General features: G+C 45.5%; 22 protein-coding genes. 8 read left to right on the top strand and 14 right to left on the bottom strand.

Annotated features, from left to right (window positions below):
* The first annotated feature begins 259 nt into the window (after positions 1–259).
* Positions 260–700 carry a GNAT family N-acetyltransferase gene (locus tag C1T21_RS06485; RefSeq protein ID WP_025724102.1) on the top strand — a complete coding sequence of 147 codons (441 nt, stop codon included), beginning with the start codon at positions 260–262 and terminating at the stop codon, positions 698–700.
* 34 nt (positions 701–734) lie between these two features.
* Here C1T21_RS06485 and C1T21_RS06480 read toward each other — a convergent pair whose 3' ends face one another.
* From C1T21_RS06480 to C1T21_RS06440, 9 genes are all read right to left on the bottom strand, one after another.
* A complete protein-coding gene (locus C1T21_RS06480; protein ID WP_023987757.1) occupies positions 735–1,082 on the bottom strand; it encodes a hypothetical protein in 348 nt (115 codons plus the stop codon).
* A 263-nt stretch (positions 1,083–1,345) separates the two neighbouring features.
* A complete protein-coding gene (locus tag C1T21_RS06475) occupies positions 1,346–2,305 on the bottom strand; it encodes an ABC transporter permease (protein WP_010349245.1) in 960 nt (319 codons plus the stop codon).
* 1 nt (position 2,306) lies between these two features.
* On the bottom strand, positions 2,307–3,386 hold the full coding sequence (locus tag C1T21_RS06470; RefSeq protein WP_039269736.1) for an ABC transporter permease: 1,080 nt from the start codon (positions 3,384–3,386) through the stop codon (positions 2,307–2,309).
* The gene (locus C1T21_RS06465) at positions 3,379–4,917 is read right to left on the bottom strand and encodes an ABC transporter ATP-binding protein (RefSeq protein ID WP_023987756.1); all 1,539 of its coding nucleotides are present in this window, start codon (positions 4,915–4,917) and stop codon (positions 3,379–3,381) included. The genes C1T21_RS06470 and C1T21_RS06465 overlap by 8 nt, the downstream gene beginning before the upstream one ends.
* Positions 4,918–5,057: 140 nt before the next feature.
* Positions 5,058–6,095 (bottom strand): BMP family lipoprotein, encoded by a 1,038-nt coding sequence (locus C1T21_RS06460; RefSeq protein ID WP_061829124.1) that lies wholly within the window; start codon positions 6,093–6,095, stop codon positions 5,058–5,060.
* Positions 6,096–6,473: 378 nt separating this feature from the next.
* Positions 6,474–6,833, bottom strand: a complete 360-nt coding sequence (rplT, locus tag C1T21_RS06455) for a 50S ribosomal protein L20 (RefSeq protein WP_007429517.1) — start codon at positions 6,831–6,833, stop codon at positions 6,474–6,476.
* Positions 6,834–6,885: 52 nt separating this feature from the next.
* Entirely contained in the window at positions 6,886–7,086 is a 201-nt protein-coding gene (gene rpmI / locus C1T21_RS06450; RefSeq protein ID WP_013309379.1) for a 50S ribosomal protein L35, read from the bottom strand.
* Positions 7,087–7,106: 20 nt separating this feature from the next.
* Complete coding sequence (gene infC / locus C1T21_RS06445) at positions 7,107–7,604, bottom strand: translation initiation factor IF-3 (protein ID WP_013309378.1); 498 nt, start codon at positions 7,602–7,604, stop codon at positions 7,107–7,109.
* Between the two features lie 310 nt (positions 7,605–7,914).
* Positions 7,915–9,153: a glycosyltransferase family 2 protein gene (locus C1T21_RS06440; RefSeq protein ID WP_103047663.1), complete on the bottom strand. Its 1,239-nt coding sequence runs from the start codon at positions 9,151–9,153 to the stop codon at positions 7,915–7,917.
* Positions 9,154–9,763: 610 nt separating this feature from the next.
* Here C1T21_RS06440 and C1T21_RS06435 point away from each other — a divergent pair.
* Both C1T21_RS06435 and C1T21_RS06430 read left to right on the top strand, forming a co-directional pair.
* A complete protein-coding gene (locus tag C1T21_RS06435; RefSeq protein ID WP_103047662.1) occupies positions 9,764–10,291 on the top strand; it encodes a phosphatase PAP2 family protein in 528 nt (175 codons plus the stop codon).
* Positions 10,292–10,342: 51 nt separating this feature from the next.
* A complete protein-coding gene (locus C1T21_RS06430) occupies positions 10,343–11,476 on the top strand; it encodes an MGDG synthase family glycosyltransferase (RefSeq protein WP_023987753.1) in 1,134 nt (377 codons plus the stop codon).
* Positions 11,477–11,516: 40 nt separating this feature from the next.
* Here C1T21_RS06430 and trmB read toward each other — a convergent pair whose 3' ends face one another.
* Both trmB and C1T21_RS06420 read right to left on the bottom strand, forming a co-directional pair.
* Positions 11,517–12,230 (bottom strand): tRNA (guanosine(46)-N7)-methyltransferase TrmB, encoded by a 714-nt coding sequence (trmB, locus tag C1T21_RS06425; protein ID WP_013309374.1) that lies wholly within the window; start codon positions 12,228–12,230, stop codon positions 11,517–11,519.
* A 104-nt stretch (positions 12,231–12,334) separates the two neighbouring features.
* Positions 12,335–12,532, bottom strand: coding sequence for a hypothetical protein (locus C1T21_RS06420; protein WP_013309373.1), 198 nt, complete (start codon positions 12,530–12,532; stop codon positions 12,335–12,337).
* 306 nt (positions 12,533–12,838) lie between these two features.
* On the opposite strand from C1T21_RS06420, the gene mnmL reads away from it, so the two are divergent.
* The 4 genes from mnmL to C1T21_RS06400 all read left to right on the top strand — a co-directional run bounded on the left by mnmL (position 12,839) and on the right by C1T21_RS06400 (position 16,521).
* Entirely contained in the window at positions 12,839–13,792 is a 954-nt protein-coding gene (gene mnmL, locus C1T21_RS06415; protein WP_103047661.1) for a tRNA modification radical SAM protein MnmL/YtqA, read from the top strand.
* Positions 13,793–14,374: a tRNA 5-(aminomethyl)-2-thiouridylate-methyltransferase MnmM gene (gene mnmM / locus C1T21_RS06410; RefSeq protein WP_103047660.1), complete on the top strand. Its 582-nt coding sequence runs from the start codon at positions 13,793–13,795 to the stop codon at positions 14,372–14,374.
* Positions 14,375–14,543: 169 nt separating this feature from the next.
* A complete protein-coding gene (locus C1T21_RS06405; protein ID WP_103047659.1) occupies positions 14,544–15,518 on the top strand; it encodes a type I phosphomannose isomerase catalytic subunit in 975 nt (324 codons plus the stop codon).
* 25 nt (positions 15,519–15,543) lie between these two features.
* Positions 15,544–16,521, top strand: a complete 978-nt coding sequence (locus C1T21_RS06400; protein WP_103047658.1) for an alpha/beta fold hydrolase — start codon at positions 15,544–15,546, stop codon at positions 16,519–16,521.
* A 126-nt stretch (positions 16,522–16,647) separates the two neighbouring features.
* Here the strand turns inward: C1T21_RS06400 and C1T21_RS06395 are convergent, their stop codons facing one another.
* The 3 genes from C1T21_RS06395 to C1T21_RS06385 all read right to left on the bottom strand — a co-directional run bounded on the left by C1T21_RS06395 (position 16,648) and on the right by C1T21_RS06385 (position 21,516).
* A complete protein-coding gene (locus C1T21_RS06395) occupies positions 16,648–17,178 on the bottom strand; it encodes a YfiT family bacillithiol transferase (protein ID WP_025724260.1) in 531 nt (176 codons plus the stop codon).
* A gap of 136 nt (positions 17,179–17,314) precedes the next feature.
* Positions 17,315–18,613 carry a 2-oxoglutarate dehydrogenase complex dihydrolipoyllysine-residue succinyltransferase gene (gene odhB, locus C1T21_RS06390; RefSeq protein WP_103047657.1) on the bottom strand — a complete coding sequence of 433 codons (1,299 nt, stop codon included), beginning with the start codon at positions 18,611–18,613 and terminating at the stop codon, positions 17,315–17,317.
* Positions 18,614–18,618: 5 nt separating this feature from the next.
* Entirely contained in the window at positions 18,619–21,516 is a 2,898-nt protein-coding gene (locus C1T21_RS06385) for a 2-oxoglutarate dehydrogenase E1 component (RefSeq protein WP_103047656.1), read from the bottom strand.
* A gap of 704 nt (positions 21,517–22,220) precedes the next feature.
* Between C1T21_RS06385 and C1T21_RS06380 the strand changes: the two genes are divergently transcribed.
* The gene (locus C1T21_RS06380; protein ID WP_103047655.1) at positions 22,221–23,492 is read left to right on the top strand and encodes an MFS transporter; all 1,272 of its coding nucleotides are present in this window, start codon (positions 22,221–22,223) and stop codon (positions 23,490–23,492) included.
* Positions 23,493–23,496: the final 4 nt, after the last annotated feature.

Below are 23,496 nucleotides of genomic sequence, written 5' to 3'. Positions count from 1 at the left end.
GAGCCCTAATCACTTCGTCCTCTTCATTGCCGTTGAGTTCATGTCATTCTTTCAAATGTTTAGACACATTATATGTCTCCCATCTGGGATAGTCAATACCCATATTTCATAAAAATTTATGTTTCTTTTCTGAAGCACCTCAGAGTCGCACGCTCGTAAGAGGTACCCGCATATTATAAAAAAGACCACACGGTGAGACAGTGCACTCCTCCAAAGCCACGTCTTATCTTGTTAAAAGGGTAAAAAAGGAGGCCCGTTTATGATTCGAAAACGCAGCTCTCAAGATGACACCATCATCTTTCGTCTCATCGAGCAAGAGCTTGTCCCCCTATCGCATTTAAGTGCCCAAGAGATGGAACAAATACGCAAAGAATTACCCCGGCGCTTAAACCGGGGCATCACTTTTGTAGCTTGCAGACCGGATAATGCACAGGTTGTTGGCTTCATTCATGTTATGCTGCATGGCGAACTATTATACATTGATTTGATCGCAATCTCTTCGGCTCATCAAGGTATGCGATACGGAAAAAAACTGCTGGAGCATGCCGAACACTACGGACGACTGCGTCGCTGCAAGCGGGCTAAAGTTATGGTGGACGAAGACAATATCAGGGGGATCCATTTTTATCTGCGTCATCAATATCAAATGCTGCGATACGTAGCTCTGAGCCGATGCCATGAACTCGAAAAGTCACTGTAAAAAGCATCTTTTTCGAGCTCAAGATTTTGTATGACTAAAATAAATTAGGGTAATACGGATATCCTACTCCGGGGTATCCCCCGTCTGTATACGGGCCTGGCTGCGGACCATATCCTGGTCCTCCATAACCTGGACCGTAGCCACCATATCCCCCACCATAGGCACCAATGTATGGAGCTGTGCCGATGGCAAGCAAGTCAAACAGCACCAGAGGAATAATCGCCTTCGTGTTTACTTTTTTCTTGCGGTTTGGTTGAAGAACCAGTCGGTTACCCGAAATGCGAATCAGCTTGCCGCTGACCTGGGAACCATCCTTGCGAGTAGCAAAGATGACTTTGCCAACAAGCTTCTCCACCTGCTTTCTGGTTACTGCCTGTTTCATCGTATTTCCTCCTTCTTTCTCAACGGATGGACAGATTGAACGGCTCCTTGATAGCTCATCACCACCACGAAATAGACCGGAGCTGACAGGGGCCGAGCGTCCCGTCCAATCTGCATAGCACAGTCTATTCCATTCATGCCAGTAGCGTATGTTTAAATGCCTGCACAATATAAAAAAAATCTGGTACCTGCACATGCAGATACCAGATTTTTTATACACCAATGTACATTTTTCAAAACATACACATCAGCTGTCTATAAGTTTTAACGCTTGCTTGGATCATAAAGTTGACCTAAAGCGGCCGGAGCGCGTGAACGTCCGACAGCCGCTACCAGTACAATAATCGTCAGGAGATACGGCAACATAAAAATAATTTCCTGGGGAATACTTTGCGACCATGCGAACAGCTGCACATAGTTGCGAATGGCTTGTGAAAAACCAAAAAACACTGCTGCGCCAAAAGCGCCGAGCGGATTCCATTTACCGAAAATCATAGCGGCAATAGCAATATATCCCTGCCCCGAAACTGTATTGTGCGAGAACATGTTGGTTGTAGTCAGAGTGATTGTAGCTCCACCAATCCCAGCCAACGCCCCACTGATCATAACACCAATATAACGAAGACGATTTACTTTAATACCCACTGTATCGGCCGCTCCTGGATGCTCCCCAACGGAACGCAAACGCAAGCCAAACGGTGTTTTATACAAAGTAAAATAGCCAATAATAACTAATAGAATGGCTAAGTATGTCGTTGGGTAGGCTTGGAAAAAGGCTTTTCCTGCAATCGGGATATCCACAAGGTAAGGGATGGATATTTCGTTGAAACCCTGAATCCGACCCGTGTCACCATCACCCTCAAATAAAAGCTTGACCATGTACAGTGTACTACCCGCTGCCAAAAAGTTGATAACTATACCACTTATTACCTGATCAGCTTTAAACGTAATAGAGGCCACAGCATGAATTAGCGAAACCAGAATACCGAACACCGCAGCTGATAGCACACCTACCCAAGCCGCAGAGGTGCCTCCTAGTCCAGCTTGCTCGGCATAAAATCCGCCAACACCCGCTGCAAACGCTCCAAATACCATAAGTCCTTCCAACCCGAGGTTCGTTACACCGGATTTTTCCGAAAAAACTCCGCCGAGAGACGCAAAAATAATCGCCGTCGCAAAAACGAGCGTTGTATGGATTAATTCACCAAGTGTTAACCAACTCATTTTACAACACCTTCTCTTTCTTCCGCTTGGAGTAGAGCGGCTTCACAACCCAACGTACAATACCTTGGGCCGCAATGAAGAAAATAATCGAGCCAATGACAACCCGGATAATTTCGGGCGGTACATCTGCGCTAAAGCTCATCCCCGCAGAACCATACGTAAGCGTTCCGAACAAAACAGAACCGAGCAGCACACCAAATGGGTTATTCATCCCAATCAGAGCTACAGCGATACCATCAAAGCCGGTTCCCGGTGATCCTGCCATGACAGATTGATAATGGAATACTCCCAGCACTTCAAAGGCGCCTGCCAATCCGGCAAAAACCCCACTAATGAACATCGCTTTTATGATATTACGATTTACATTCATACCTGCATAGCGGGATGCATCCTGATTAAATCCGACAGCCCGAAGCTCATAGCCCTGCTTTGTTTTCCACATGAAAATGTAGAAAAAGACTGCCGCCAGCACAGCAATAACTGTGCCCCAATGTACCCGAGCATTCCCCATCATCTGGGACAGCCATTCGATGGAAATTGAAGCAGAAGGCTGAATATCCACAGAACGATTTTCACCATCCATAAGTGCGAACTGATTGATCACCAAATTAGCCAAATACAGACCGATCCAGTTCATCATAATACATGTAATAACTTCATTAACACCTCGTTTGGCCTTCAAATAGCCAGCAATCGCAGCCCACAGACCTCCGAAAACTGCACCTGCAATCACAGCCAACGGTGCATGTATGATAGCTGGCAACCCATGGAGTTTAATGCCCACAATCGAAGCAGCTGTCATACCTACCAGAAACTGACCTTCGCCGCCAATATTAAACAATCCGGCGCGGGCCGCAAAAGCAAATGCCAACCCCGTTAAAACCAGCGGAGTCATCTCACGGATAGCCTCTCCAAAGTTGTAGGAATCTCCGTATACACGGCTAAACAAAGCAGAATAGGCCACAATAGGGTCATACCCGCCAATCAGCATCACAATAGCACCCAGAAGGAGACCCAAAATAATAGAGACCAGCGCCAGTACAAAGGAGTCTTTTGTGAATATTTTCAATAGATTAGCCATTCTCTACTCCTTTCTTCACTGCACTTCCTGCCATCATCAGTCCCAGTTCCTGGTCATTCGTTTCTTCTGGCAGCACTTCCCCGACAATCTTGCCCTCATAGATGACAGCAATTCGGTCGGATACATTCATAATCTCATCCAGTTCAAAAGATATAAGCAACACAGCTTTACCTTGGTCCCGCTGGGCAATCAGTTGTTTCTGGACAAATTCAATAGCTCCGACATCCAGACCGCGTGTAGGCTGTGCTGCAATGAGAAGGTCTGGATTTTTATCAATTTCACGCGCAATGATAGCCTTCTGCTGGTTCCCACCAGATAATGCTCTTGCCTTCGTGTGAATATCCGGTGTTCTTACATCAAACTTTTCGATAAGACTTTTGGCCTGTTTCTCTATAGCATCTTTGTTCAAGAAGCCATTTTTACTGTAAGGCGCCTGGTAATACGTCTCCAGCACCATATTTTCACTCATAGAAAAATCGAGCACCAGCCCATGCTTATGACGGTCCTCCGGTATATGTGAAACGCCTGCCTCTGAAATTTTGCGTGGTGGCTGATTGGCCACCTCTTGTCCGAGCAAACGAATGCTCCCACCATCCACCTTGCGTAAGCCTGTCAAAGCTTCGATCAGCTCACTCTGTCCATTACCATCTACTCCGGCAATCCCCAAAATCTCGCCCGCCTTAACCTGCAGGTTCAACTCATTTAGAACATTAATGCCATCCTTGTTTTTAGAAATTACATTATTCATTTCCAGTACCGTCTGTCCTGGTTGCGCAAGCTGCTTGTCCACTTTAAAGGACACACGACGACCCACCATTTTTTCAGCCAGCTCATTTGGTGTTGTTTCAGACGTCTTGACTGTATCAATAACCTGACCTCGACGAATGATCGTAACGGTATCTGCAATTTGCATAATTTCTTTAAGTTTATGAGTAATAAGAATAATTGATTTGCCTTCAGCGACCAAGCGCTTCATAATATCCAGCAACTCAGTGATCTCCTGCGGTGTCAGTACAGCTGTAGGCTCATCGAAAATCAGAATATCTGCACCGCGATAGAGCGTTTTGATAATTTCTACACGTTGCTGCATACCAACAGATATATCCTCAATTTTGGCATTCGGATTTACCTGAAGGCCGTACTGCTCAGACAACCGCTGTACTTCTGCGGCAGCCTTTTTATAATTGATTTTCAGACCCTTACGTGGCTCCGAGCCCAGGACAATATTTTCGGTCACGGTAAACGGCTGTACGAGTTTAAAATGCTGATGCACCATACCAATCCCCAGATCAATCGCCTTATTTGGACTATCAATCTGTACGGGTTTACCTCCGATTTCAATGGTCCCTTCATCCGGCTGATACAGTCCGAAAAGAATATTCATAAGCGTAGATTTACCCGCGCCATTCTCACCCAAAAGGGCATGAATTTCTCCCTTATGCAGCTTGATGCTGATGGAGTCGTTGGCAACGATGCCGGGGAATCGTTTTGTAATTTGCTTTAACTCAACGACGGGGGTCGCTGCATCCATGAGATCACCCTTATACACTTTATAGTATGTGCTCCAATGAGCTGATTTTGCCCGTTATAATCCATATAACTCCAGACGTAAGAACAAGGCTAGTCTTATGAACCAGCCTTGTCGCCACTTCTATGTTCTTCAAGCAAAACTTATTTCGAAGGAACTGTAATTTCGCCTTTAATAATTTTTTGCTTGTATTGTTCTACAAGATCAAGTACGTCTTTAGGTACGTTTTTCGTTGATGTGTCTGCCAAACCAATACCATTATCCTTCAGAGCCAGTGTCTCGACACCGCCCTTAAATTTACCATCAATTACTTCTTTAGATACGCGTTTTACAGCTTCATCTACACGTTTTACCATCGAAGTCAATGTTACGTCGTCACCAAACTCAAGCGATTGGTCTTTATCTACGCCAATAACCCATACTTGCTGACCTTGTTGCTTACGTGCGAGTGCTTCATTAAATACACCTGTACCAGATCCGCCAGCTGCATGGAAAATAATATCTGCACCGCTGTTATAGATCGTCGCAGCTGCTGCTTTACCCAGGTCCGGCTTATCAAATGCACCTGTGTAGTTAACTTCCAATTTTGCATTTGGATTTACAGCTTTAATTCCTGCTTCGAATCCTTTTTCAAAACGTTTGATCAACGGGCTGTCTTGTCCACCCACAAAACCAATTTTGTTTGTTTTGGTAAGCTTACCAGCTACAACCCCCACCAAGAAGGAACCTTCATTTTCAGCAAAAACAACCGATTTTACGTTAGGCGCATCCACGACACTGTCAATGATCGCCAAATTCTTGCTTGGGTTGTCTTTCGCTACTTGTCCAATCGCATTCGCCAGATTAAAACCGATTCCCCAAGTCAGGTTAAAATCACCCTTAACAAATTGGTTCAGGTTAGGAATATAATCTTGATCGGATTTACTTTGCAGGTATTTAACTTTAACGCCCGATTCTTTCTCAGTGGCTTGTAGTGCCTCCCAAGCAGATTGGTTAAACGATTTGTCGTTTACTCCACCCACATCTGTAACCATGCCGATTTGGACATTCGATGTTTTGGCAGAACCACCTGTGTCTCCACCATTTGCGTTGGACGCACCTTGATTTTTGTTACCGCAGCCTGCGAGAATGACCGAGATCGCCAGCAGCATAACCAAAGACATACTGAACATTTTCTTCATGCTGATACTGTTCCCCCTTAGTGTTAGATCCCTGGACTGTCTCTTTTCTTTGAACATGTACATGCTCATGCATGTCATTTACTGACGAGACAGATCGTACAGAAGACTTACTTTAGAGATTATACAATTATGATCGGCTAAAATCTAGACAATTAATAACCTTGGGTCAATTTTTTTTAAAATCTCATCAATGTAAGCGTTACAAAGTTAAAAAAAACATACATTCTTCCATCTCACGTCATATTTATTCGTATTTTGGAGAAAACGAAGTCTTTTCCGTAACATTGAGTATGTACAAAAAAAGGCATCCCTACACAGCGTACTGCTTGGGATACCTTTTTACCGCTTTCGCGGTTTCCACGCCTTCATTATTAATAATTAAGCGTTGATTTTGCCTTTAGCAACAGTTGCCAAAGAGTTGAATGCATTAATATCATTGACTGCAAGATCAGCCAAGATTTTGCGGTTAATGTCCACACCAGCCAATTTCAGGCCGTGCATCAATTTGCTGTAAGACAAACCGTTCAAACGAGCTGCTGCGTTGATACGCACGATCCACAGTCTGCGGAAGTTACGTTTCGTCTGACGACGGTCACGGTATGCGTAAACAAGCGATTTCATTACCTGCTCGTTAGCTGTTTTAAAAATGCGGTGTTTGGAACCAAAATAACCTTTAGCAAGCTTCAATACTTTTTTATGACGACGACGAACGACGAATCCGCCCTTTACTCTTGCCATATCAATAGACCTCCCAAATAATGTTTATACTTCATTCATTGCAGTGCTAGTGCTATTTCAGGTTAGCAAGACCTTGTTTCAGACGCTTAACGTCCCCAGGTGCCATCTCAGGGTTAGTACCCAGAACGCGTTTTGCACGTTTGGATTTGTGGGAAAGCAAATGGTTTTTGTAAGCTTTGTAACGCATTACTTTACCAGTACCGGTAATTTTGAAGCGGCCTTTAAGGCTGCTATGTGTTTTCATTTTAGGCATTGAACTTCCTCCTTAATTTGTCATTGACTCTTTGGAGCCAATATCATAATCATGCTGCGTCCTTCGAGCTTGGGTTGGCGCTCCACGGTACAAAGATCAGCAACTTCCAATTTCACACGTTCGAGAATTTTTTGACCCACATTAGCATGGGTAATTTCACGACCGCGGAAACGAACGGAGCATTTCACCTTGTCCCCTTCATTCAGGAACTTTACCACATTGCGAAACTTGGTTTGGTAGTCATGTTCCTCGATGTTGGAACGGAACCATACCTCTTTGATGTCAACGATCTTCTGGTTTTTACGGGCTTCCTTTTCTTTCTTCTGTTGCTCATAGCGGAATTTACCGTAATCCATAATCCGACACACGGGCGGCTTCGCTTGAGGCGCCACGTTTACGAGATCCAAGTTTGCGTCAATCGCCATTTGCAAAGCTTCACGCGTCGGTGTAATCCCGATTTGTTCCCCATTCGCACCAACTAGACGTACTTCTCTCACCCGAATCTCATCATTGATCATATGTTCCTTACTAATAACCCTCCACCTCCAGAACCTGTTATTGTTGTATTGTGTTTAAGCACAAAAAAGGGATGACGACTATACAGCCGACATCCCTGTCTGATACTCAATTCATCATGAAAGTTCAATTCACAAATCATTGGATCATGACCAGCCGGCAATACCGGGCAGGTGAGAAGTCGGACCTTCTACTTATTAATCCATACTTTTCAATTAACATACTCAAATATCTTATCACGGTGCAATCGAGGTGTCAACACTTTAATAAAAAATGAATGACACCGATCTTCAGTCCTATTTTACCGTCCAATTAACCTTGCTTGCTCTGAACCTCTTCCAGGCGAACGACACGCGTATGCTGGGTATGGCTCCATTGCTTGTTGTTCTGTGTAAAGAACGCATAGAACGTAATCGGATACCACGAGACCAGATATACCGGGAATAGCAGCAGGTACAGATATACTTTTTTGAACGTGACCTTTTCCAAAATCATTGCGATCACAAAGGTAGCAATATTCAGACCCACAGCTATAGCACCGGTCCAAGCCGGGAATTGCACATAAATATTTTCGATATTAGGTCCACCAAATAACGCAATATCTATCCACATAGCTACTGTCATCAAGAAGGTGAGCAGTACGATATACACGTTTAGACCATAAAGAGCCATATCGAATTTAATCAGGCTTCTATGCTTGATACTTTGCCACAGCAACGGGAAGAAATAACGACGAGCAACCGTGAAATGACCTTGCATCCAGCGCAGACGCTGTCTGGACGAAGCTTTGAACGTCAACGGCTTTTCATCATATACCTTGGCATCGTAATTAAATCTTGGATATACGTTGCGTTGTGTGCAGCGCATGGTGAATTCCAAATCCTCTACGAGACTTGTCGCACCCCAGCCCATTTCCTTAAGCAGATTTGTTTCAAAGCACATGCCTGTACCACCGAGGAAATTAGCCATGTTCAGATTGTGACGTGACAGCTGCCACAAACGGTTGATGTACCAATAAGATACCCCGTATGCCGCTGTAATCCAAGAATCCTCAGGATTCTTAGTATCAATGTACCCCTGAATAACACGGGCACCTGTACACAGATCATTGTTCATTTCACTCAAGAAATTGGTATGCGCCAAATTGTCAGCATCAAACATGACAATGGCATCATATTGGCGCGGCATAGCCCATAATTCCTTGAGCATCCACTCAATAGCGTAGCCTTTACCACGCAGATTCGGATTCGTACGTTCACAAGCATTCATGCCGTGAGCGCGAACGATGTCCGCAGTCTTATCTGTACAGTTATCACAGATTACGAACACATCGTAAAGTTCCTTCGGATAATCAAGTTGCTTCAAATTTTCCATCAATGCTCCGACAACCTGTTCTTCATTGTGGGCAGCGACTAAAATGGCAAATGATTTTTCTGGAGCCGCGTGCTCTTTCCTTTTCTTGCGAACCAATCCGAACAAGGAGAATGCAAACTGATAGACTGCGATCACCGCCAGTATAATCTGGAGTGTCACGAAAATAGCGTCTAACATGATCTCTTGTTACCCCCTTTTTATACCCCTTAAAATCTTGCGTTTGTTTGTTTTCTATCTGTGTAGCGCAAGTTGCGGCGCTTTGCGCGCCTTTTCTGTAGTTTTTGACCCGACCCTTGCTTTCTTCATTGGCTGTGCGCAGCCCCCTTTTGGCTGACACAGGAACGCCATTACGATTTTCGTTGGTTTTCAATCTTTTGTCAAAGCCCTTAAACCGGTCTCAGCAGCAAAAAAACACAACAAACTCCCGTTTGAACCGGGAATGCGGCGCTGGTCTTCTCATTCATGACGCTTAGGTCTTATTTTCATCCATTTGCTAACTTTTTATTTCTTTGGTCCCTCCTTTTTGTGGGCCAATTAGCAACCACTTCTAAACACTCTATCTTATTAGACGGAGGAACGCAAAGAAAGTTATACAATTCAGCTTATATTCCATTAACATTTTTGTGTAGAATTGAACCAAGTAAGTTATGAATCTTTAGTGATTCTTGAAATGAACAGCGTTTAAAAATATGATGAGAGCAAGAGAATAATTACTTATGGTCTGATTATGTCAAAATGACTCAAAATATTTGCCGACTGACCTGAACCGGCAACCGGAGGAAACCAAATGCAACGTCTAGTCGTAAAACTTGTAAATCTGGAGCAGCAGTTGTTCAAATGGATCAACGGACGCTTACACAACCGTTTTTTGAACTTCTGGCTTTATTATCTCACACATTTAGGCGGGGCTACCTTTACTATAGCCTCCACCCTCCTTATTTGGTGGCTCGCTCCGAATCCGTGGAAAGATTCCGGTATGAAGGGAGCCATCGCTCTCGGGGTTAGTCACATCCCCGTAGCTATCGTTAAAAAGCTGTATCCGCGGATTCGCCCGTATTTGGCGCTACCAGGTACAAATACATTCCGCAACCCCTTGTCGGACCATTCCTTTCCCTCAGGGCACACGACCGCTATTTTTTCAGTAACCGTGCCTTTCATGCTACAGTCACCGATGCTAACATTGCTGCTGTTGCCTGTAGCGTCAATTGTTGGTTTTTCTCGAATTTATCTGGGTCTTCACTACCCAACGGATGTACTCGCAGGAGCGGTCATCGGAACGTCTGCAGCAATAGGAACGGTTGCATTCTGGCCTTAAAGCCGATATGGTATGATTGAGAACATCCCAGCAGGAACAGGTGAAATGAGAGTGGCTAAAAAACGAGTGTTATTATTATCGGAAGGTTTCGGTGCCGGACATACTCAAGCTGCCTACGCGCTCTCAAGCAGTTTGCGGAAGCTTTCTCCGAATGTGCAGACCAGAGTGCTGGAGCTGGGGAGTTTTTTGAATCCAAGAATGGCCCCGCTTATTATTACAGCATACAAGAAGACTGTTGTATCGCAGCCTCGTCTAGTCGGATTGGTTTACCGTCATCAGTACAAAAAATCATTAAACCGTCTTACAACGCTCGCTTTGCACCGTCTGTTCTACACGCAGACCCGAAACATTCTCCGGCAGCTTCGTCCCGATTTGGTGGTATGTACTCATCCCATCCCAAGCGCGGTAATTTCACGTTTGAAGCGCTTAGGCTTACATGTTCCGCTTTGTACTGTCATTACAGACTACGATGCACATGGAACATGGATTAGTCCCGAGGTTGACCGGTACTTTGTATCTACGCCTGAAGTCATGCGTAAGCTGCGCGCACGCGGAGTACCCGTCTCGAAAATCCAGGTGACCGGTATTCCCGTTCATCCAAATTTTTGGGAACATCCTGGGCACGATGAAATTAGAGAACAATTTGGACTTAAACCCATCCCGACCGTACTCGTTATGGGTGGCGGCTGGGGCCTTATGAATGACGAAGTCATACATCGTTCGCTTACTCAGTGGAGAGAAAACATTCAATTTATTTTTTGTTTGGGGCATAATGATAAAATTCGTCGTAAAATGCAATTGGATCCTAGGTTTAATCATCCAAATATTCATATCTTCGGATTTACACGGGAAATCGACAAATTAATGGAGGTATCGAATCTGCTCATCACCAAACCCGGCGGAATGACATGCACCGAGGGATTGGCCAAAGGGATTCCGATGCTGTTTCACAAACCTCTCCCTGGACAGGAGGAGGAAAATTGTCAATACTTTACGGCTCAAGGCTTCGGAGAACCGATTACTTCGCTGGATGTTGTCGTTAAATGGATGAACCGACTGCTACACGATTTTCCAGAAATCGTCCGCAAGCGACAGGAACACGTCCATAATGTAGCGCGATATTATCCTCTTCAGAGCGCACAGAGTATTTTGGATATACTGGAACCGAACAGGGTGCTTTCCTAAAAGGAAGCACCCTGTCTTATTTTATCCATTTGCTCTGTTTTTATTTCCCGTACTTTTCAAGGCGTGTTTTTCCGTACTCTTCCAAAGCATCTTTGCCGATCAGCACCTCGACTCGATGAATATTCATACCTTTGCCCATAAACTTTTGTTCATATTCCGTCATGACATGCTCCTCGTTGATCCCCTCACGATGAAGGTTTAACGAAATATTCGTCATCTGCAAACCGCTATCGGCAAACGAATTCAGAGAAAACTCAAACAGTGTCTCCGAATCGGTTTTAAAATGAATTTGTCCTTTGCTGTTCAAAAGCTGACGGTACTTGTCCAAAAAACGCGGATGCGTCAAACGACGACGTGCATGTTTGGCTTTAGGCCAGGGATCACTAAAATTCAGATAAATGCGTTCAATCTCTCCTGGTTCAAAAACATTCTCAATCTGTTCAATGTTTGCCAGTGCCAATTTAATATTAGGCGGTGTATCAACCTCTGAATTACTCCAGGCCAGACGAGACTTTTCTGTTGCACGGCGAACCAGCTCATCATACATATCAAAGCCAATATAGTTAACCTCCGGATTCCGGAAGCTCATTTGGCTTATAAATTGCCCTTTACCCATACCGAATTCCACATGAATGGGACGATCATTACCAAAAAGCTGCTGCCATTTCCCCTTATACTGTGCTGGCTCCAAGATGACTAGGTCCTGCTGTTCTTCCAGACTTTCCCGAATTCCTTTTCTTCCGCGTAAACGCATGTTACTCCTCCATATACTCTGTTATCAAGGAAAAAGGAATTTCACCCCCGCTTGAAGATACGGAAATGAAATTCCTTTTTCAATATATTTGGATTGGGGTCCAACTAATTTAATTGTTCATAGTCTACCCCATCAGCAGGTGAAAAATCAATTGTCTTTTGGCAAGCCGCTCTGATTTTTTGACGGGCGGTCGTTCCAATCTGACGATCCTGCCCAAAACGGACACCAGTCAATGCCAATGCCTCATCAAAGGTTAACTCAACAGTAACTTTATCCATACGCGTCTTATCCTGCGCATTCATAAAAGATCACCTCACGGGTTATTTGTGATGGAACCGACGTGCACTTACCCTAAAACAGGCGATAGAAACAGCATAGCTGCCTCCCTGAAGAATAATCATTAGCAACGGATAACTTTTATCTTCAGGATCGAAAACAGTCCTTTTATTGTATGTCTGGTACCGCTTACAATATAACACATTGTGTAACCTTTTTCAATCCGCAACGCCATAAAATCCGCACATTTTATTGACTTGTTCGGTCAAATGATTCCCAATGAAGACTGATTTTTGTTACAATAGGGTGATCGTAAAAAAAGGAGTACACCCATGAAAACAGATTTATTGCCTGCTCCTCTCCTGTGGGGAGATAAACGGTTCCATACTTGGAATTACGAAATGCGTGAGCAATTTCAAAATAAAGTGTTCAAAGTCATGCTGGATGCAGGTTTTACCTGTCCGAATCGCGATGGCTCCATTGCTAAAGGGGGTTGCACCTTTTGTAGCGCACGCGGGTCGGGTGATTTTGCTGGGCGTCGTCGTGATGATCTGGTCACCCAGTTCAATACGATTCGGGATCGGCAGCATCTAAAATGGCCAAACGCCAAATATATTGGCTATTTCCAAGCCTACACTAATACGTATGCCCCGGTTGAGGAACTACGAGAATACTTCGAAGTTATTCTGGAGCAGCCCGGTGTTGTCGGTCTGTCCATCGCTACACGTCCTGATTGCCTGCCTGACGATGTAGTGGATTACCTTGCCGAGCTAAACGAACGCACGTACCTGTGGGTCGAAATGGGTCTGCAAACTATCCATGAATCGACCTCAGAGCTGATTAACCGCGCTCATGATACTCAATGCTATCTGGATGCGGTGGAAAAGCTGCGCAAGCGGAATATCCGCGTGTGTGCCCACATCATTTATGGTCTGCCGCAAGAGACGCATGAAATGATGCTCGATACGGGACGGGCAGTAGCCGCTATGGATGTGCAGGGCATCAAAATCCACCTGCTGCATCTCATGCGCAAAACGCCCATGGTGAAGCAGTATGAAGCGGGATTGCTACGCTTTCTGGAAAAGGACGAATACGTTAAGCTGATAGTTGATACGCTGGAGTTTTTACCTCCCGAAATGATCGTTCATCGGTTAACCGGAGATGCCCCACGCGATTTGCTAATGGGACCCATGTGGTCGCTTAAAAAATGGGAAGTGCTTAATGCCATCGATCATGAACTGAAGTCACGTGAAACGTGGCAGGGAAAATACTGGAGGCAACCTTAAATGGGGTTCCTATCCGTCCTGAGCTACGCTCATCAATTGGTGGCTGCGCGGGTGCAGCCAGGCGATACTGCTATAGACGCCACCGTCGGCACAGGAGCAGATACGTTGTTTCTGGCAAAAGCTGCTGGCAAACGGGGCCGTGTCTATGGCTTCGACATCCAGCAAGAAGCACTGCATTGCGCCCGTCGTCGACTGGAAGAAAACGCTTCGCCTTCATTAGCAGAAGTATCGCTACTGCTACAAGGTCACGAGCAAATGTGGGAGGCCGTTCCAGACATGCTGCATGGCAAAGTCGCTGCGGTCATGTTTAACCTCGGCTACTTGCCATCCGAAGGCGCCGATCCGACTGTCATCACGCATACAGACAGCACGCTCGTCGCACTTAATGCTGCCTTACAATTGCTGCGACCACGCGGCATTCTGACTGCCGTACTCTATCCAGGTCACGCCGGAGGCAGTGAAGAAGCAGATGCCGTTCTTCAATGGGCTTCTGCTCTCCCAGTCTCCAGCGGTCAAAGCATTATTTATCGTCAATTACAACGAGCCGCTTCGCCTTACGTAGTGGCGGTTGAGAAGAAATAATGTCGGATTTTAAACTCAGGTTATGAGCGGCTTTTTTAGCCGCCTTACATATATCATTTTTTTAGCTCGTTTGGGCGCTATTCATCCCAGTTTATTGCCCCAGCGGCACGTTATTGATTTCCCTATTTTGTTAGGTCGCACTCATTACTCAATATGGAGGAGAGAAATTATGCTAAAGCCATACCCGCTGCAATTTCAACCTGAGTTCAAAGAGAGAGTTTGGGGAGGACGGGCCTTAGAGCAATTTGGTCTAACCCCACCAGAAGGACATATAGGGGAAGGATGGATGATTGCCGATCATCCAAACGGAACAACAACGGTTATCAATGGTGAGCTGGCAGGCAAAGGACTGGATGAAATCCGCGAGACCTACGGGAAGGATTGGCTCGGGGCCAAGGGTGTATCGGAAAAAGGCGGACGATTCCCACTTTTGATCAAACTACTGGATTGTAATGATGACTTATCCGTTCAGGTGCATCCGACAGATGATTACGCAGGACTTCCAGCCGGAGAATTAGGAAAAACTGAAATGTGGTACGTGCTTGATGCCAAGCCAGATGCCAAGATTATTTATGGTCTGACCGAAGGTGTAACCCGCGAGAGTCTGCGCACAGCTCTTGAAAGTGGGGATATCCTTGGCAGTTTGCGCCAGGTTCCAGTCGAAGCAGGCGATACGTTCTTCATCCCCGCCGGAACCGTACATGCACTGTGTGCAGGCGTTGTCGTTGCTGAAATCCAACAAAATTCGGATACTACCTATCGCTTATATGACTACAACCGCCCCGGACTGGACGGCAAGCCTCGTGAGTTGCATATCGAGGATTCCCTTAATGTAACCTCCTACAAAGGTGCAGGCGCAACAACGATGAAAACGGACGGCTTACAGCCTGGAAAATGGCTCCAGCTGGCAGCCTGTGAGTATTTTGTTGTGGAAAAGGGTATCGTAGATGGAAGTTGGGCACTTTCTACAACGGAAGACAGCTTCACCATTCTCGTGATTTGTGAAGGCAGTGGGACCATAACATGGAACAATAATACCGAGTCTCTTTCCTGTAAAGCTGGAGATTGCTTCCTGTTGCCCGCTAACCTGAGCGGTTACACGCTGAATGACGGAATGACCGTACTTAGATCTTATCTTCCTTAAAGCTTAAAGGATGTGATGTCTAATTATGCGGGAATACACCTTCACCATCGCTGAAAATGACGGAACAGAGCTTTTTGCCTACCGCTGGCTGCCTGATCAGAATTTGCCCATTAAGGGGATTGTTCAAATTTCGCATGGTATGTGCGAGACGTCCTATCGCTACATCCGACTGGCCGAAAAGCTTACTGCTTGCGGTTATGGCGTGTATGCCAACGATCATATCGGTCACGGACGCACAGCTGGTGATCCTGATAAGCTGGGTATGCCGGGAGCTAATGCGTTTAATCGAATGGCAAACGGCATGCTGGAGCTAGGCGAAATTGCGGCTAAGGAGTTCCCTGATCAGTCTCGTTTTTTGCTGGGTCACAGCATGGGGTCCTTTTTAACCCAGAAAATTATGTATGATGATCGGCAGGCGTATCACGGGTTTATTTTATCGGGAACCAACGGACGACGTAGTCTTCTAAAACTCGGAGAGCAAGTTGCTCTACTGCAAGCCAAGCTACAAGGAATGGATCATCGCAGCATGCTGCTCAACGCTATGGTCTTTGGCGGCTTTAACCGTGCCTTTCGTCCGGTTCGTACAGCGTTTGACTGGCTGTCCCGTGATCCTGAGGAAGTAGATCAGTTCGTTCACGACCCATTATGTGGAGCTATTTGCACGACAGGCTTTTTTCTGGATTTTTTCAGGCTATTGCAAGAAATCCACTGGCCTTCCTCGCTGAAACACATCAATCCCAAGCTACCAGTTTATATTTTTGCCGGGGATCGTGATCCAGTGGGTTTGTTCGGTAAAGGTGTGTTGTCACTAGTGGAAATGTATCGAAGCCTAGAGCTTCAGGACATCGAATATCGCCTCTATCCTGACGGTCGTCATGAGATGCTTCATGAAACAAACCGCGAAGAGGTGATGAGTGACATCGTGGACTGGCTCGACCGTCATGTTAACACAGAGGTGACCTCTGTTTCCGCATTGTCTGGAGACTCCGAGGCACCCGGATAATCAACCTCGCCCAAGTCATCAGCCTTGTGAGGAAATAAGAAAAGAAACCTTTAAAACCACGATTAAAAGTGGGATTGAAGGTTTCTTTTTTATTCTCTTATATTCATTTGGATATAGTTTTAAAAATCACCATGCATTTCGTTCTCTCAGGGAAGTAATATGAGCTGTGTGATGCTTGCCATGCCAGGCATAGATGCCGATGTTTCGTTCCAGGCGGATCGTCTGGCCCGATTCAGGATGAATAAACGATCGGTGCAGCTGATCCTCTCCCAACGATCGCAACACGGTCACCCACCGTTCATGAAGTCCTTCCAGCAATTGCAACGAAGGTTCCAGTGGAAGCTCCCTGGCGTCTGGTATTTCGGCCCAACGCCCCTCATCATATGGCTTGATCGTCGGCGTATCCTCCGTCAGTGCCAGCTTAAAACGGATATAGCTGTTCATATGGCTGTCTGCCACATGATGAACTACCTGCCGAATCGTCCAGCCCCCTTCGCGATAAGGCGTATTTAGCTGCTGCTCATTCAGTCCTTCGACCGCCCGACGCAGCTGTGCAGGCAATTCAGCAATGTCGTGAATCCATGCGATAAGCTGTTCTTCTGTAATGGTATCTGGAACAACGAATGATCCTATCGGATAGCGCAAGTCTTTGTCCAAAACAGTTCCCGCCCTTCTCTACATCTACTGCCTGTAATATCAGTTGCCTTATGTTATAACTATGCAGGAAAAAAAGCAGACTCGCAAGAGTCTGCTTTTGTCATACACGTAAAGAGAAGATCCACTTACCTTTATTTTATCCTTCCAGTAACAATGATTCCGGATCTTCCAGCAATTCTTTGACCGTTACCAGGAAACGAACCGCCTCACTACCATCAATAATCCGGTGATCGTAGGACAACGCGATATACATCATCGGACGATTTTCCATGCGTTCCTCGTCGATGGCAATCGGGCGAAGTTGGATCTTATGCATTCCCAAAATACCCACTTGCGGCGTATTGAGAATTGGCGTAGACAGCAGGGAACCGAAAATACCTCCATTGGTTATAGTAAACGTTCCTCCTTGCAAGTCGGCCAGAGAAAGCGAATTGGAGCGTGCTTTGCCAGCCAAATCTGCAATACTTTTCTCGATCTCAGCAAAGCCAAGACGATCAGCATCCCGTACAACTGGCACGACCAAACCTTCCTTGGCAGATACAGCGATCCCGATATCATAGTATTTTTTCAGTACGATATCATCGCCATTAATCTCTGCATTCACGGTAGGGAAGCGCTTGAGTGCACCAACCACTGCCTTTGTAAAGAAGGACATAAAACCCAAGCCTACATCATGTTTTTCCTTAAACTTATCTTTACGGCGTTTACGCACATCGAGAATGGCGGTCATATCCACTTCATTAAAAGTGGTGAGCATGGCAGCTGTTTGCTGTGCTTCAACAAGACGCTTAGCGATCGTCGCTCTGCGTCGAGACATCCGCTGGCGTTCCACAGGCTTGCTGTACTCCGTTTGTGCTGGAGACGGAGGCCCAGGCTTGCTAGTAGCGGGAGACGCAGGTACAGATGCTGCACGTGACACTTCAGAGCTGTTATGCGTTTTTACGTCCTCCTGGAAAACACGTCCCAGCGGGTCCTTTCCCTGTACCTGCTCAAGATCAATCCCGCGCTCACGCGCCAACTTCCGGGCGGATGGTGATGCCGTCTGGCCATTCCCGTCGCTATTCGATGAAATAGGCGGTGCAGACTTTTCTTCTGCTTTACCGCCGCCTTCTACGGAAGACGGTGAAGTCGCTACGGACGGTGCTTCTGGCGCTTGAGTCGCTGCTACTTCTCCAGCACCGGTTGATTCCGCACCACCACTGCCGCTTCCGATCAAGCCAACAGCTTCACCGATGACCACAGTATCTCCCTCCTGACGAAGGATTTTCTGGACCACACCTGCTTCTTCCGCACTAATTTCCAGATTGACCTTATCGGTTTCCAGCTCCAGTAGAACATCTCCCTGTCCTACGGAATCCCCTTCCTTCACAAGCCATTTGGAGATTGTTCCTTCCGTGATGGATTCTCCCATTGCTGGCACTATAATATCGCTCACAGCCGCTACCTCCCAAGTGTAATATTGTTTTTGGAATCCTGCTTCAACGCCGATTGAATAATTCGCTGTTGTTCTAGGCTGTGTACTTGCTGATAACCGCTGGCCGGGCTTGAACGATCTGGTCTGCCTGCGTAACGAATTTCCGCTCCCTGTGGCACAACATTCCGCAGACGAGGTTCAATGTAACTCCAAGCCCCCATATTTTTAGGTTCTTCCTGAGCCCATACGAACTCCTTAACATGTGGGAAGCGGCCGAAAATATTCCGAATTTCCTCTTCTGGGAAAGGGTATAGCTGCTCTACACGAATAATATGCAGACGCTCTTCTGCCTCATTCTTATTCTTATCCTTTTCCAATGCTTCTTCGAGATCAATGGCAATCTTGCCACTGCACAGTACAATACGCTCTACACGATCCGGACGTGCACCCAGACCAGGCTGTTCCAACACAGGACGGAATGCTCCTTCGCTGAATTCAGAAGCAGGCGAAGCGACACGATTGTTGCGAATCAGGCTCTTCGGTGACATCATTACAAGCGGGCGAGCTTCCTCACTTTCGCTTAATGCAGCCTGACGGCGCAGCAGATGGAAATACTGTGAGGCACTGCTCAAATTAGCAACAGTCCAGTTATTTTGTGCGGACAACTGGAGAAAACGCTCCAGACGTGCGCTTGTATGCTCTGGTCCTTGTCCTTCGCTACCATGCGGTAACAGCATCACTAGACTCGATTTCTGTCTCCATTTGGCACGGCCTGCGGAGATGAATTGGTCAAAAATAACCTGTGCACAGTTAGCAAAATCGCCGAATTGTGCTTCCCAAATCACTAACGTTTCAGGAGAATACACGTTATAGCCATATTCAAATCCGAGGACAGATGCCTCAGACAATGGACTGTTATGAATACTGAATGAAGCACGTGCTTCCGGCAATGTATGCAACGGGCAATGTGTACGGCCTGTTTCAGGCTCATGCAGCACAAGGTTACGGTGAGCAAATGTAGCTCGCTCCGCATCCTGACCTGTCATACGAATAGGCTTGCCGTCTGCGAGAATGGTGGCCAAAGCCAGCGTCTCCGCCAAGCTCCAATCTACCTTTTCCCCTTCGTTCAGAGCGGTTTTTCTACGCTGTAAAATTCGATCCAGCTTCGGATATACATGAAAAGCCTGTGGCCATTTGAGTAAGTTTTCATTGATTTGGCGCAGCTTTTTCAATTCCACTGCAGTCCGTACCATAGAATTCTGATTCTTTTTCGCCTTCACAGGACTCATTTCCGGCTCTTGTTCCGGTTGATTCTTCACATGCTCATGCGCTTCCTTCAGTCTGTTTTGGACCTTTTCAATGAGACCGGCACTAAACGCTTCATCCACTATACCCTGCTTCATCAGCTTTTGAGCGTACAATTTGCTCACCGTCGGATGATTCTTCACCTTACGGTATACCAGCGGTTGTGTTGTTTCCGGGTCATCGGATTCATTGTGACCATAACGACGGTAACCAATCAGATCAATCAAAAAATCCTTCTTGAAACGATTGCGATATTCACCAGCCATACGTGCCGCTGCAATGCAGGCTTCAGGATTATCCGCGTTCACATGTACAATTGGAATTTCATAGCCTTTAGCCAAATCACTGGCATAACGGGTCGAACGTGAATCGACACTCTCTGTCGTAAAACCCAAACGATTATTCACAATAATATGGACCGTGCCGCCATTACGGAAGCCACGCAAATTCGTGAAATTAAGTGATTCTGCCACGATACCTTCACCTGGGAAAGCCGCATCACCATGCATAATAATTGTAGCTGCCTTGCTCACATCCAGCTTCGGATAACCAGCCTCACTGCGGTCTTCCTGTGCAGCTCGTGAAAATCCTTGTACTACCGGATTTACATATTCCAGGTGACTCGGGTTATTCGCCAATGTCAGACGGGCCTGCACTGCTCCCCCATCTTTTACAAAACGATCAGCACCCAGATGATATTTTACATCGCCAGTCCAACCGTAGTTAATTCCTGTGGAACCTTCCGACGGGATCAAATCCTTATTCGGCGAATGATGAAATTCAGAGAAAATTTTACTGTAAGGCTTGCCCAGCACATGAGCCAGTACATTCAAACGGCCGCGATGCGCCATACCCATCAGGACATGACTTGCTCCTGCATTTGTCGTTAGACGAATAATCTCGTCGAGAACAGGGACAAGCACATCATTACCCTCGATGGAAAAACGTTTCTGTCCGACGAATGTTTTATGCAAAAACTCTTCGAACTGTTCTACTTCTACCAATCTGCCTAGCAACGACTTGCGTTCCTGTGTTGTAAGTGGCTTGGAGGACCAGCCAGATTCTGCATAGCTGTTCAGCCAGCGGCGTTCCTCCTCGTTGTGAATATGACTAAATTCATAGGCAATCGGTCCTGTGTATGCTACACGTAACCGTTGAATGGCTTCCCATCCGTTAAGTGTTCCCGCAGGAGCGTTATCCCATATTAAAGAGGCTGGAAAAGCCTTTAAGTCTTGTTCAGTTAAACCGTAAGATGCTGGATTAAGCAAGCGTGTATCCTGCTCTGCATCCATTCCCAGCGGATCAATCTGGGCGGCTAAATGTCCGTACTCACGGATATTCCACACCATTTTCCCCGCTGTAACCGCTTTCTGTAATGTGTTTGAATCAAGGTGCCCCAAAGCACTTGTGGGGGGGCCTTGCAATTTGTTGTCTATCATGGAAGCAGCCGAATATTCGGATTGTGGCGGCTCACCCCATTGATCAAACAGCTCGCGGTAAGCCGGATCAACCGTTCCGGGGTCCGCTACATACTTTTCATACTGGTCCTGCACATAACCTAGATTAGGTCCATAATACGCCTGCCAAGGTACCTGTCTGCTGCTCTCTTCCATTGTCATCTCGTTCCCTCCGTCAAATTTTGAAATTCATAGCTGGACGGAAATCATTTTCATTTTTTATTAAGTCTTCAATTTAAGTTGTTCACAATATGATCACATTATATGAAATCCTTCATCAAAAGTCGAATTTCACAATTCTTATTCCTCTTCCATTGTATAAAGTTTTCTAGCTATGAGCATTTCCTTTTTCTCAACATATCCATGCGTAAATGAGATGAATCGGGCTATTCTGTAATTCTCCCTCCCATTATAGACAATTACCGTATGGATTATTTCAGATAACATATCGGACAATTAAAACAAGCCATTCCACAAAAAGAAGAAGAGCTTTGACTGGTATAAAAAAGTAATCGCCACAAATGGCGAGGATTTCGCTTAATTAACATTGGAAACTGACACCTATTTGTAAGTCAGGAATCAAACACCTGGCAACTTAAATAACCAGCTGTCGGATATCAACCGTCGGCTGGTTACTTAAGTTTATATTGCCCCTCATACTACGCCAAACCATTTTGAAAACAACTTCCCAGTCCACCCCACTATGATTACGTTAACAGCAGAATTTGAAAGACAGAGGGTCCAATACGATGCAAATTCAAACTTAAAGTGACATTAAAGTCACTTTTCTGTACAATATTCCTACTTTTCACTATTATTTTAATTAGGCATCTAAAAACCGCTTTGAAAGCGAAAGGGATGGAACTGTGACTGGATTAAAACAAGTACTCAGAAACAAGAATTATATCAGGTTTTTTCTGGCAACCTTCGCCTCACAAATGGGAGGAATTATCGGGGTTACTGCATTCATGTTTTATTTGTTGAAACGGTTTACAAATCAGCCATACTATGCAACGCTTGCCGAGTTAATGTATTCGCTTCCGATGCTGGTAGTATTTCTCGTGGTTGGAGTGCTGGCAGATCGGATGGACCGACAAAAAATCGCTGTTAATTGTGACTGGATCAGCGCTTTTTTATCCTTATGTTTGCTTATTTTTATTTGGGTCGATTCGATTCCTTTGATATTTGCCCTCCTCTTCATTCGTAGTGCTGCCTCCAAATTCTTCTTCCCAGCCGAAAGTGCCATTATACAGGGGATATTAAGCGAAGATGATTACACCATTGCCGCAGGCCTCAATCAAATGATGGGGAGTCTTTTCATGTTATTTGGAGGAACTCTGGGGGCCGTCGTCTACTGGCACTTTGGAATTACTGGAGCCATCCTAATTGATGCTATTTCTTTTATTGTGTCTGCACTGCTTATTCGTTCCTGCAAAATTCCAAAGGAAGTACGCCTTCCGAACGGGGCACATCAATTTAAACAATTAAAATTCAAACTTGTCATGATCGATTTTAAACAAGGGTTTCTTTACATATTACGCAACAGACTATTGCTTTGGTTGGTTTCAGGCTTTTTTATGTTCGGTATTTTAAATGGTGGTTTTAGCGTTTTACCGATGTTTATTCTTAAATATAAGCTAGCTCCAGGCAACTATGAGCAGTATATGGTTTGGACAGGTATTATTTTTGGAGCTGGTGTGTTGCTTGGTACCCTAATCGCTTCTCTCATCTCCGCCAAGCTAAAGCTACACCAAATGATTGCAGCGGGAGTTCTGGTAGCCGGAATAGGTATGTGCATACTTGGATTTGTTAACCACCTCTATGCTTTTCTGATTATCAACTTTGTCATTGCACTGATCCTTCCATTCATTAACATTGGTATAGGAGGATGGCTTCCTCGTATTGTAGATCCTCAAATGATGGGACGTGTGCAAGGTTTGATTAATCCGTTAATGATGCTGTCCCAGTCTCTTACATTAGGTTTCATTGCTGTCAGCTTTCCTTCATTTATTTCAATTGAAGTCTTGTTTTTATTAGTTGGGGTCTGTACCGTTATTGTAGGAATATACTACACTATTGTGCTTCCCCGTTATGCTGATTACAGCACTTCTTCTAAGGCCCTTCAGGAATCTTTATAGGCAA

Source organism: Paenibacillus sp. F4, from assembly GCF_002894905.1.
Lineage (GTDB): Bacteria > Bacillota > Bacilli > Paenibacillales > Paenibacillaceae > Paenibacillus > Paenibacillus polymyxa_B.
Note: the sequence above shows the minus strand (reverse complement) of the source record. Positions and strands in the feature narration are given on the sequence as shown.